The sequence below is a fragment of the Agromyces albus genome (genome assembly GCF_030815405.1).
GTDB classification, from domain to species: domain Bacteria; phylum Actinomycetota; class Actinomycetes; order Actinomycetales; family Microbacteriaceae; genus Agromyces; species Agromyces albus_A.
This window is the reverse complement of the sequence record NZ_JAUSWX010000001.1, coordinates 99,865-112,195: the sequence shown is the minus strand read 5'-3', so window position 1 is coordinate 112,195 and position 12,331 is coordinate 99,865. Positions and strand designations below refer to the sequence as shown.

The 12,331-nt window shown below is 67.3% G+C and carries 7 protein-coding genes; 5 read left to right on the top strand and 2 right to left on the bottom strand.

The window, feature by feature from the left end; all coding sequences use genetic code 11:
* Positions 1-69 precede the first annotated feature (69 nt).
* From QFZ29_RS00460 to QFZ29_RS00445, 4 genes are all read left to right on the top strand, one after another.
* Positions 70-2,499 (top strand): glycoside hydrolase family 2 protein, encoded by a 2,430-nt coding sequence (locus tag QFZ29_RS00460; protein WP_306892276.1) that lies wholly within the window; start codon positions 70-72, stop codon positions 2,497-2,499.
* Between the two features lie 200 nt (positions 2,500-2,699).
* Positions 2,700-3,464: a glycoside hydrolase family 43 protein gene (locus QFZ29_RS00455; protein WP_306892275.1), complete on the top strand. Its 765-nt coding sequence runs from the start codon at positions 2,700-2,702 to the stop codon at positions 3,462-3,464.
* Between the two features lie 130 nt (positions 3,465-3,594).
* Positions 3,595-4,914: an alpha-galactosidase gene (locus QFZ29_RS00450; RefSeq protein ID WP_306892274.1), complete on the top strand. Its 1,320-nt coding sequence runs from the start codon at positions 3,595-3,597 to the stop codon at positions 4,912-4,914.
* Between the two features lie 184 nt (positions 4,915-5,098).
* Positions 5,099-9,355: a putative Ig domain-containing protein gene (locus tag QFZ29_RS00445; RefSeq protein ID WP_306892273.1), complete on the top strand. Its 4,257-nt coding sequence runs from the start codon at positions 5,099-5,101 to the stop codon at positions 9,353-9,355.
* A gap of 69 nt (positions 9,356-9,424) precedes the next feature.
* Here the strand turns inward: QFZ29_RS00445 and QFZ29_RS00440 are convergent, their stop codons facing one another.
* Together QFZ29_RS00440 and QFZ29_RS00435 are read right to left on the bottom strand one after the other, a co-directional pair.
* Positions 9,425-10,363, bottom strand: coding sequence for a glycoside hydrolase (locus QFZ29_RS00440; RefSeq protein ID WP_306892272.1), 939 nt, complete (start codon positions 10,361-10,363; stop codon positions 9,425-9,427).
* A gap of 156 nt (positions 10,364-10,519) precedes the next feature.
* Positions 10,520-11,497, bottom strand: coding sequence for a hydroxyacid dehydrogenase (locus QFZ29_RS00435; protein ID WP_306892271.1), 978 nt, complete (start codon positions 11,495-11,497; stop codon positions 10,520-10,522).
* Between the two features lie 56 nt (positions 11,498-11,553).
* On the opposite strand from QFZ29_RS00435, the gene QFZ29_RS00430 reads away from it, so the two are divergent.
* Complete coding sequence (locus tag QFZ29_RS00430) at positions 11,554-12,330, top strand: FadR/GntR family transcriptional regulator (protein ID WP_306892270.1); 777 nt, start codon at positions 11,554-11,556, stop codon at positions 12,328-12,330.
* The last annotated feature ends 1 nt before the right edge of the window (position 12,331 follow it).

Here is a 12,331-nt window from a genome sequence, read left to right as displayed (position 1 = left end):
GCAGGCGGGCCGTCCACGAGTGTGGGCGGCCCGCCTGCCGCACCCGACAGCTGAGAGGTCCCGACCCCCATGATCCGCGAGCAGCGCTTCATCAACGACGACTGGACGTTCGACTACGGCGAGCACCCCGGTGCCGAGCTCGAATCCCCCGACCCCGAGTGGTACGACGTCGGTCTGCCGCACTCGTTCGACCTGCCGGACTTCCGCGAGCCCCGGTTCTACATCGGCCACGGCTGCTACCGCCGGCGCCTCGAAGTGGCCGAAGCATGGATCGGCAAATGGATCGCCGTGGAGTTCCTCGGCGTGTTCCAAGTCGCCGAGGTGTTCGTCAACGGCCGCCTGGTCGGGCGCCACGAGGGCGGCTACACGCCGTTCGTCGTCGACATCTCCGACGCGGTGGCAGCCGGCCCGAACGACGTCTTCGTCCGGGTGGACAATCACTGGAACCCGCGCCTGGCACCCCGAGCCGGGGACTACAGCTTCGCCGGAGGCATCTACCGCGACGTCAGCCTGATCGTCGCCGACCGGGTGCGCATCGACTGGTACGGCATCGGCGTGACCACCCCGACCGTCGACTCCGAGCGGGCCGAGGTGAACGCCTCGGTCGAGATCGTCAACGACGAGCCCGGTCCGGTCGAGGTCACGGTCGCGGCCGTCGTCTCCGACGCCGGCGGGCCGGTCGCGGCGTTCCCTCACGTCCGCTGCACGATCGCTGCCGGCTCGACCGCGGTGGTCGCGCTCGCGGGAGCTGTCGACCAGCCGCAGTTGTGGCATCCGGACCACCCGCACCTCTACACCCTCACCGTGTCGGTCGTCGGCGACGCCAGGGTGTGCGACTTGCAGACTACGGCCTTCGGCATCCGCTGGTTCGAGTTCACCGCCGACCGCGGATTCTTCCTCAACGGCGAGCACCTCGACCTGCACGGCGCCAACGTGCACCAGAACCGGGGCGGCTGGGGCGACGCCGGCACCCGCTCGGGGATCCGCCGGGACATCGCCATGGTCAAGGACCTCGGCATGAACATCATCCGCGGCTCCCACTACCCCCATCACCCCTACTTCGCCGAGGAGTGCGATCGTCAGGGGCTCCTGTTCTGGTCCGAGCTGCACTTCTGGGGCATCGGCGGCGAGAACATCGAGGGTTACTGGTTCGCCAGCGCCTATCCGGTGACCCCGGAGGACGAGCCGGAGTTCGAGGAGAGCCTGCGCCGCGCGCTGCGGGAGATGATCCGGACCCAACGCAACCACCCCAGCATCGTCACCTGGAGCATCGGCAACGAGGCCTTCTTCAGCGACGACCACGTGGTCGGCAAGGCGAAGGCGTTGACGAGCGAGCTGGTCGGCCTCGCACGCGAGCTCGACCCGACCCGTCCGGCCGCGGTCGGGGGTGCACAGCGCAAGGGCTTCGACGTCCTGGGCGACCTCGCCGGCTACAACGGCGACGGGGCCGAGATCTTCCACGACCCCGGCGTGCCGAACCTCGTCGCGGAGTACCACGGTGTCCGCGGTCGTGGTGCGGGAGAGTACGAGGTGCAATGGGAGCACGGCGTCGAGGTCGACTACCCGTGGCGCTCGGGCAAGATCCTGTGGTGCGCCTTCCACTACAAGTCCGTCGCTGAGGGCGCCGGGCTGCAAGGGCTCGTCGACTACTTCCGGATGCCGCGCAGACCGTACTACTGGTACCGCGAGAAGCTGCGCGGCATCGCCCCGCCTGCGTTTCCCGAACCTGGTGCGGCGATCGCGCTGCGCCTGAGCTCCGACGCCGAGGAGATGCCCACGGACGGCACGGGCGACGTGCAGATCATGGTGGAACTCCTCGACGAGCACGGCATCCGCGTCGCCGACGACCGGGCCGTGACCCTCACCGTCGTCGAAGGCGAAAGCCTGTTCCCCTCGGGTCACAGCATCACGCTGTCTCCCGAGACTGACAGCCTCGGGGGCGGCGCGGGCGCGATCGAGCTCCGCTCGTACGCACCCGGCACGCAACGCATCCGCGCGACCGCGCAGGGCGTGTCGTCCGCGGAGCTGGTGCTCCTCGCGACAGGGCCGGCAAAGCCCCAGCGCACCTGGCGGCTCGCGCCGCCCGCTCCGTGGGTCACCGAACCGCCCGCCGGCACGGGCGAGGTCTCGTTGACCGCATACCGACCGGTGGCCGCGAGCAGCGCGCTGCCCCGGCACGAGGCCGGCAACGCGACCGCGCTCGGCAGCGGCACGTTCTGGAGAGCGGCCTCGCGCGAACCGGGTGCGTGGATCGCGGCGCATCTGGAGTTCACCTACGAGATCAGCCGGATCGTCATCGTGTTCGCCGAGGTGCCGAAGCAGCCGTGGCTGGTCGAGACGAGCACGGACACCATCCGCGGATTCCAGCCGCTCCATGAGGCCGGCTCTGGCGGTGAGGAGCTGTCGATCCGGCTCGAGTTCGAGCCGCGCCGGGCCTCGACCGTGCGACTGACCTTCCCTGAGTCCCCGGTGGATGTGGAGGAGATCCGTGCCTACTGAGTATGCGGGCTACCTCTATGCGCACTTCAAGCGGGAGTCGGTCGACGGTGAGCAGATCCATTTCGCCCTGAGCGAAGGGAACGATCCGCTGCAGTTCGACGATCTCAACGGCGGCAAGCCGGTCCTGTTCTCCACCCTGGGCGATCGCGGCGTGCGCGACCCCCACATCGTCCGCTCCCCCAGCGGCGACGCGGTTTTTCATGGTCGCGACCGACCTGCGCGTACACGACCGCGACGACTGGGACCAGATGCAGCGCTGGGGCAGCCGCTCGATCATGGTCTGGGAGTCGACGGACCTGGTGGACTGGGGAGAAGGCCGTCTCGTCGAGGTCGCACCGACCGGGGCGGGCAACACCTGGGCACCGGAGTCGGTCTGGGATCCCGAGCAGGGCGCGTTCCTCGTGCACTGGTCCTCGACCCTCTACGACGACACCGAACATGTGGGCCAGAGCTACAACCGGATCATGTACGCCTTCACGCGTGACTTCCGCGAGTTCTCCGAGCCTCGCGTGTGGATCGACCGGGGATGGCAGACGATCGATGCCACCGTGATCGACCACGAGGGCCTCTACTACCGCTTCCTCAAAGACGAACGCGCGCGCGGCGGGAAGGCGCCGCACGGCAAGTCGGTGTTCTCAGAGACATCCGAGTCCCTGACCGCGGGCGAGTGGATGCCGCTGGCCGAGGGCATCGGCCTCGACGCGATCAGCCGGGGCGAGGGGCCATTGGTGTACAAGTCGAACACCGAGGAGAAGTGGTTCCTCTGGATCGACGAGTTCACCCCGGAACGCCGTTACGTCCCGTTCGAGACGACCGACCTGGCCGGCGGCCGATGGGTTCCCTCTGAGAACTTCCGGCTGCCGAAGGACCCGTGCCACGGTGTCGTGCTGCCGGTGACCGCCCCAGAGTACGAGCGGCTCAGCTCCGCTTGGGGCACGAGCCGAGAAGAGGCCATGGTCGAATGACGGAAACCTCGCGATCGGAGACACGCACGAGGGCTGGTCCGCAGTACGGTCGTCCCGGGCCACGAGTCACTCCCGTGACGAATCGACCGCTCCCTGCCTGACCCCTCCCCGGAAAGACACACTCATCACCATGGCTTCTCTACCCGCGCCCACCCCGCCCATGGGCTGGAACAGCTGGGACTGCTTCGGAACAACCGTCACCGAAGCCGAGGTCCTCGCGAACGCCGAATTCATGGCCGAGCGCCTCCTGCCGTACGGGTGGGACACGATCGTCGTCGACATCGACTGGTCCGACCCCACTGCGAAGTCACACGGATACAACGCCGATGCCCCCCTGGCGATGGACGACTACGGGCGCCTGATCCCCGACGTCGGCCGGTTTCCGAGCTCCTCAGATGGTCGCGGCTTCGCTCCCCTCGCCGCCAAGATCCACGCACTCGGGCTGAAGTTCGGCATTCACACGATGCGGGGCATCCCGAGGCGGGCTGTCGCGGCGAACACCCCCGTGCTCGGAGCGACGGCGACCGCAGCCGACATCGCCGACCTCACCAACACGTGCGAGTGGAATCCCGACATGGCGGGGCTCGACCACACGAACGCGGCGTCGCAGGCGTACTACGACAGCACCTTGGCGCTGTATGCGGAATGGGGCGTCGACTTCATCAAGACGGACGACATGCTCTGGCCGTACCAGAAGAGCGACATCGAGGCCTACTCGGAGGCGATCCGACGCACCGGACGCGACATCCAGCTGAGCCTCTCTCCCGGGCGAGACGTGACGCTGGCACGCGTCGACCACTTGCGCGACAACGCAACGATGTGGCGCATCTGCGACGACCTCTGGGACCGCTGGGAAGACGTCGAGGCCAACTTCGCCCGGTTCGCGCGCTGGGCACCGTATGCGTCGGAGTACGGATGGCCCGACGGCGACATGCTCCCGCTCGGCCGGATCGGCATCCGCGCCGAACATGGCGAGCCGCGACACGATCGCCTGACGCCTGACGAGCGCCGCACCGTGATGACGCTGTGGTCCATCGCCAAGTCTCCGCTGATGATCGGAGGAGACCTTCCGACCAGCGACCCCGCGACCATCCGTCTGTTCACGAATGCCGACGTGCTCGAGGTGCTGCGGACGTCGTTCAACAACCGGGAGCTCCTTCGCGAGGGCGACCTCGTTCTGTGGGGAGCCGACGGCGCGGATGGCGTGCGTTTCGCCGCCGCTTTCAATCTGGGCCGAAGCGAGACCGTCGTCACGCTCGACGTCGGAAACCTCGGGATCCCTGCATCCGGGGGAAGTCTGCGCGAGCTGTGGTCGGGGATCGAGGTGACCGCGCGGCCGGTGGCGGTCCAGTCCAATGACGCGCGTGGTGTTGCTCCGGGAGGCGCAGCGGTTGACCTCGCGCTCCCCGCGCACGGTTGCGTGCTGCTCGCGTTCGCACCAGCCCTCTGAAATCGGTTCAGCAGCGGGCGGAACGCTGCCCGGATTCCTGTTGCAAGCACAATCGATTGCGCTGAAGTTCCCCGGTGCGCTAGCCTTCGGAACGGAAGGATAGCGATATCCAATTGCTTCGGCGTGAGATGCAGGTTCCGCTCGGCGGTCCCAATTGCGCCAACTCCAGGGAAGGAAGCATGCAATGACGCAAGCCCGCAACCGTAAACGATCAACTGCCGTCACCGCCGTACTGGCGATCGTGGCAGGCATTCTCGTGGCGGCGTCCCCAGCGAAGGCAGCCGAACCCGGCGACCTCCTCACCGACAACATCGTCGCCATCAACGAGACGGTCAGCGACGCCGGATTCGTCCACCCCGGCGTGGGCCTCTCTGCCGACGACCTCCGCAACGCCCAAGAGATGGTCCGTACCGGCCAAGAGCCCTGGGCCTCCTACTTCGAGGCCATGACGAAGGTCGGCGCCGCCTCCAAGACCTACCGCGCGGCCAACTCCAAGTCCGCCGCCCAGCCGGACGTCGCGCTCGACCCGAACTTCAACCACGGGAGCCTGCGCGGCCGCGAGACCAACGACTCCTTCGGCGCGCTCACTCAGTCCCTCATGTGGGTCATGACCGGCAACGAGGTCTACCGCAAGAACGCGATCCAGGCCCTGCGCACCTGGGCGAGCATGAACCCCGACGGCTACGTCTACTTCGCCGACGCACACATCCACACCGGCAAGCCGCTCTCACAGTTCCTCATGGCCGCCGAGATCATCCGCGCCACCGAACCGCTCGCCGACGACACCCCCGGGAAACACGACGGGTACAACGTGGTCTGGAGTGCCGAGGACGACGAGCGCCTGCTCACCAACTTCGCGAACCCCGTGGTCGACAAGTTCCTGTACTCCAACGGGCGCTGGATGAACCAGCACAACTTCGGGCTCTACGGCCGCATTGCGACCGCGATCTACGCCGACGACGCAGAGGCCTACGCCACGGGCGTCGAATGGTTCACCGTGAACGCCACGTTCGACGATTACATCAACGGCTCGATGGCGCAGCAGATGCCGCTCATCGAAGCCGACGACCCCCTCAACCCCTACGGCGAGGACTTCGTGCAGGTGCGCGAGATGGGCCGCGACCAGGCCCACGCCGAGTGCAACATCGACAACTTCGCCGCAATGGCCCGCTTCCTCCACGTGCAGGGCACCAAAGTCGACCCCGAAGACGGCACCGTCTCCACCGCCGACGACGCCGTCTCCGCTTACGGATTCCTCGGCAACCGCCTCCTCGCGGGCGCCAACGCCTTCGACGGCTTCATGATGGGCCAGCCCACGCAGTACGTCGACGACCGAGGGACCGGCGGGACCATCTCCTCGGCCTACCGCGGCCGGATGTTCAACCCGCTCAACGAGTTGTACTACCAGTACAAGTACGTCGAGGGCGTCGACGTCGAGGCCGAGGCCCCGAACGTCGCTCTTCTCCACGAGCGCATGGACGGCCCCCTCTACAACTACGGCACCGGCGTCAACAACTTCTGGAGCGCCGGCGACAAGAGTATCGAGTACTGGGTGGCGTTCCCGCCGGAGCTGGCCGGCACCGAGCCGACCCCGGTGGAGGACACCACGCTCAACTTCGGCAACTACGGCATCCCGCTCGACGACGATACCGAGATCATCACCGAAGACGACCGCACCTTCGCCCGCGCGACCGCAGACGCGGACGGCACGGTGAGCGTCGTCAGCCGCGTGATGTACCCCGGCAACAGCAAGTTGGGCGTCCTCGTGCGCACCGACGGCCCCGCGGTCATCGAGGTGCTCGACAAGGAAGAGCCCGACCCCCGCAACGAGCTCGAACCCGAGCCGGGCGTCATGGCGCGGATCGAACTCCCTGACACGCAAGGCGAATGGCGGTACGTCACCTATCCCGCGAGCGGGCCCAACACCCAGTTCTATCGGGTGATCGGCGACGGCACCACCGTGGACATGGACGCCGTCATGTTCGACGCCCAGAAGCAGCTCACCCCGCCCGCCTTCGAGCAGGCTCGCGACAAGTACTACCTGTGGCCGGACGCGACCTCGACCTTTGAGCTCGGCGCGACCGACGCGGGCGGCGCCCCAGCCTTCACCGCCTCCGGCCTGCCCGAGGGCGCGGAGCTCGACGCTGCGACCGGCACGGTCACTTGGAAGCCGACCGACCACGACCGGGGCTCGCACAAGGTCCAGATCATCGCCGACGACGGCGATGCGGTCTCTGCGCGGACTTTCGAGCTCGTCGTGGCCAAGAACCGGCCCAAGATGATCGATGCCGCCGTCGCGGACGGCACCGAGGAGGGCGCGGTCTACACCACGGCCTCCAACGAGCCGTACCAGGCCGCACTCGCCACCACGAGGGACGCATCCGAGAACGGAACCGACGAGGAGTTCCGCACCGCGTTCCAAGCCCTGCTGGACGCCATCGAGGCGCTCGAGCTGCTCAACCCGCGCCTGGCGGACGGATCGCTCGACTACCGCGACGCGGTCACGCCAGCCAACATGACCGCGGACCAGGCCCGCGCCCTCGCCGACGGCGGCAACCACAGCCACTTCGGCGACCTGCGCGTGGGGTTCGTCACGCTCGACTACGGCACCCGGTATCGCGTCTCGGCCGAGGAGTTCGGCCTCCAGGCCCGCTTCTCGTTCCCGATGCGCTCGCAGGGCACCAACGTGTACGGCTCCAACGACGGCATCACCTGGGATCTCCTCACCGAGCGGCCGACCGGCGACACCAACGACATGGAGAAGATCCCCGTCATCGCCGAGCACCGCGGCAAGGAGTTCCGCTACCTGAAGCTCCAGATCGACGAGCCGGCCCCTCCGATCGACCCCGCGTACCCGGGCATCTGGTCCGTCTCCGAGTTCCATGTCTTCGGCGACCGCTCGGAAGTCCCCGGGGACATCACCGACGTCTCGGTGGCTTCTCCTGACGCCGAGGCGGGCAGGGTGATCGCGGGCGACGACGTCAACGTGACGTTCACCAGCGCGAAGCCGATCAGCGACGCAACAGTGAGCCTCGGCGGCCAGGAGCTCGCCGCGACCAGCGAGAACTCGCTTTCGTGGACGGCCACCGGCACGCTCGGCGACCTCGCCGGCGGCGGCCGCCTCGACCTCGTCATCGACCACACCACTGAGGACGCAGAGGCAGCCACGACGATCCACGGCTCGACGGACGGCACCGCCCTGTACGGCTCGGACGAACGGAATCTCATCGATCTCGCCGACGCCCAAGTGGTCAAGGCGGACGGTTCGGCCGACTCATCGAAGGCCACCGAAGCGGCGAAGATGTTCGACGCGAAGGCCTCGACCTTCAGCAACATCGTCACCGTCGACGGCCAGGCCGACCTGATCTGGGACTTCGGCCAAGGCACCCAGCTCAACGTGGACCGCCTCGACTACCTCGCGCGCCAAGACAACGAGGGCGTGAGGCAGATGAACGGCCTGGTCTTCGAAGGCTCGAACGACCTGTCGTCCTGGACGACGCTGACTGAGCCGACCTTCAAGACACTCTCGTGGCAGAACCTCCCGACCTCTGGAGACGAGGCCTACCGCTACCTGCGTGTCAAGAACGGCATGCTGATCCATATCGCGGAACTCCGGCTCTTCGGCTCGTTCTCGTACGACATCGACCCGCTCCTCGAGCGCGCCGACGCGGTCGACCTGGGTGCGTACACGCGCGGTTCCCAGCTCCTGTTCCCCCGCGAAGTCGCGGCGGTGCGTGAGGCACTCGCCGGGCCCGACGCCGACGAGCAGGCGCTCGCGCAGCGTCTCGTCGACGCCTGGACCCTGCTGAACCCGTTGGCTGCTGAGGCGCCCGCGACGTTCGATCCGTCCTGGGTCGCCGCGAGCACCGCGACCGCTGACGGCGCGACGAGCGCGGCGGCGAACGGCTGGCGCATGTTCGACGGGGACACCGGCACATTCACCGACACGACCACGAAGTCCTGCACCAATACCGTGCTCCCGACAGACGGGACCGCGTTCACCGTGGTCGGCGTGAAGTACTTCCCGAGGGACAGCGCGCCGTTGCGGGCGACGGGCATGGAAATCCAAGGTTCCAACGATGGGGGTGCCACCTGGAGCAAGTTCGCGAGCACTGGAACCCCGGTTCGCGGCTGGAACACGGTCGCCCTGACCGAGCCCGTCCACTATGAGGCCCTGCGCATCAGCGGCGGCAACGGCTACTGCAACGTCGCCGAACTCCAGTTCATCGTCGAGGTCATCGACAAGTCCGCTCTCGCCGTCCACCTCGACGACGCGTCCAAGCTGACCGAGGCCGACTGGACCGCCGAGTCCTGGGCGGCTCTCGTTGTCGCTCGTGACGCCGCCCAAACCGTCGCCGACGACAAGGGCGCCACTCAGGAGGAGGTCGACACCGCCGCTGGTGGTCTCGCCGATGCAATCGCAGGACTGACAAGGGCGTAGTTGCTCAAGACCAAGGGCCCCAAGCAGAAGCTTGGGGCCCTTGGTCTTCCAGTCGTCTGGACCATGGATTCACGGCCCGCCCGGCGGGAGGATCGGCGCGGTCAGCACCTCGTCCCGGTCGCACACCAGCCGCCCTTCGGCCACATACGCACGGGCGACCTGGATCGAGCTGCGGCGGTGAGCGTAGAGACTGTCGCGGACCGGTGCGCCCGGGGGGCGCTCTGGATGCGTGAAGTAGAAGACGAACGCGTCGTCGCCCACTACGACCACGTCGGCGTGGAGCCCGCTGCCGCCATCGTCCTCACCCGAGCCGGACTCGGCGAGGATGCGGTCCTGCGTCTCCCAGGTGCGCAAATCGGTCGACCGGTGCACCCGTAGGCCGGCCCATTCGTCGGTGAGCATCCAGTGCGAGCCCCCGAGCTCGAAGACGTTCGGCCCTTCATGCGGCAGGTTCTCCACGGCCGCTCCGCCCGGCGTCCACCGGTACAGGTCGGGACTGTCGGCCGAGTAGGTGTGGGTGCCGCGGTCGTCGTCCTTGTACCACATGCGCCAGCCTCCTCCCGGGAGCGGGACGACGCATGCGTCGATGACGTGCCGTGAGTCGAGGTCCAGCGTGGACTCGTACTCCCAATTCGCGAGATCCGCGCTCGTGTAGTGGCGGATCTCCCCCGGGGCGCCCCACTTCGAGTGCACGCCCTCGATGTAGCTCACGTACATGTGGTAGACCGCGCCGTCGTCTACGACCTCCGGCGCCCAGAAGGTGTCGCGGCCCCAGCCGGTCTCGAGGCCCTGCGCGGTGCCGCGATAGGACCAGGTTGCGCCGCCGTCGGCCGAGGCGGCGATGCCGATGTCGGTACCGAAAACCCAGGAGACGTCGTCGATCGGGGGCGCCAAGACGCGGCGGTTGGTGTAGAACATCCACCACTCCCCCGCGGCGCGGTTCCAGATCAGCGTGGGGTCGGCGGCCCCGTCGTGGATCGGGTCGCGGAACAGTGGTTTCGGGATCACGGTCTTCATTCGCCTTCAGCCCAGCCCCGTCAACGCACCTGGTCGTCACCGTGGTCGAACCGCAGGTGCAGTCTGGAGTGGGTCCACTCGATGGCGAGTTCGTGGTCGACGTGCAGAGGGGCGGTCGATGTCACTGTCGTACTCCACTTTGGATCATCATGTAAGGGGGAATGGATGCTCGAACGGTGCGCCGGAGACGAATCGTTCCACCTCGGCGAGCGCCGCGCGGCCGAGCCGGCGGAGTTCGGTTCCGGTGGATCCGGCGAGGTGCGGGGTGAGGAACACGTTCGGAAGGGCGTAGAGCGGATGCCCCTTCGGCAGCACCTCCGGTTCGGTGACGTCGAGGATCGCTCGAAGTCGACCGCCTGCGAGTTCCTCGATGAGGGCGTCCTGGTCGACGAGCGAACCGCGCGCCGTGTTCACGAGTGTCGCGCCGTCGGGCATGGCCGCGAGTACCGTGCGGGAGATCATCCGATCGGTTTGCGGCATCGCCGGTGCGTGGAGTGAGAGCACGCTGCTCCGACGTGCGAGCTCTTCGAGATCGCCGACCGGTTCCACCTCGAGTCGTGCGGCGTCAGTGGCCGTCAGGTACGGGTCGTAGACGAGGATCTCGACGTCGCGATCTCGAAGTTGCTCGATGACCAGTGTTCCGATGGTCGATGCGCCGACCAGGCCGATCGTGGTTTCGTACAGCCCCGTGTGCGGCAGCTCGATCTCGCGGTGGATCGTCCGTTGTTCCCTGCAGTACTCGCGTGAAACCCAGAAGGCGTCTTTCGCAGCCAGGGTGATCATGGCGACCGTGAACTCGGCCACGGGGATCGCGTTGCCGGCCCGTGCGGACGACACGGCGATGCCGCGTGCGGTCGCACTCTGATCAAGGAACCCGATGCCCCCGCCCCAGTGCACCACGGCGCGGAGGGCCGGCAGCATCGCCAGCTCGTTCGGCCCGATCCGGAACGCCCCCCACCCGGTGATCAGGAGTTCGGTTGCTGCACGTTCTTCATCGTCGAGGTCGTCGATCGAGCTCAGGATGCGATCTGCGTCGAGGTCGAGGAGTTGCTGGAGCCGACGGAGCTCGTCGTCGCCGAAGATGAATGGCAACATGTCGGGCGCCATGGCAAGGGCGGCCTTCATCGCTGTGCTCCGCGCTGTTCCAAGAGGGCATCAGCCTCGCCAACTACGATGATCACATGAATGGCGTTCTCTCGTCCTCGTCCCCGCGCTCGCCTGGCGGCATTCCGCGGGCTCAGACCGATGTCGTCGTCGATGAGATCAAACGAATGATCATCGAGGGGGTGTGGGCTCCGGGTGCCCGGTTGCCGATCGAAAAGGAGCTCGCGCTCCAGCTCGGGGTTTCCCGCGGGCCGTTGCGTGAAGGTGTCCGTGCGTTGTGCATGATGGGCGTGCTGGAGACGCGGCAGGGTGACGGTACGTATGTGACCTCGCTCGACGCGAGCCTGCTGTTGTCGCCGGTGAGTTTCATGGTTGATTTGCAAGCCGCTCACAGCAGTGTTCATTTGCAGTCCGTTCGTCGAGTGCTGGAGATGGAAGCGGCGGGGCTGGCTGCGCGTGTCATCGACGAGAAGGCTCTTCTCGAGGCCGACGAGACCCTCGACCATTTCGAGTCGCTTCTCGGTGCCGCCGAGATCGACCATGATGCCGTCATGGAGGCCGACATCCGATTCCATCGGATCGTCGCTCACGCCTCCGGCAATCCGGCTCTCGAGGCCCTCATCGAGGCACTGGCGAGCAAGACCGTGCGCACGCGGATGTGGCGAGCCATCACCGAAGACGGCGCAACGCGCGCCACTCATGCGGAGCACCGTGCGGTTCTTCGCGCCCTCGCAGCGCATGATCCGGATGCCGCTCGCTTGTGGATGGGCACTCATCTGCTGGCCGTGGAGGAGTTCATCCATGAGCGTGAGGTTCGGGGCCTTGTCGAGGAGGATCCGGCGTTGCCGGCCTAGC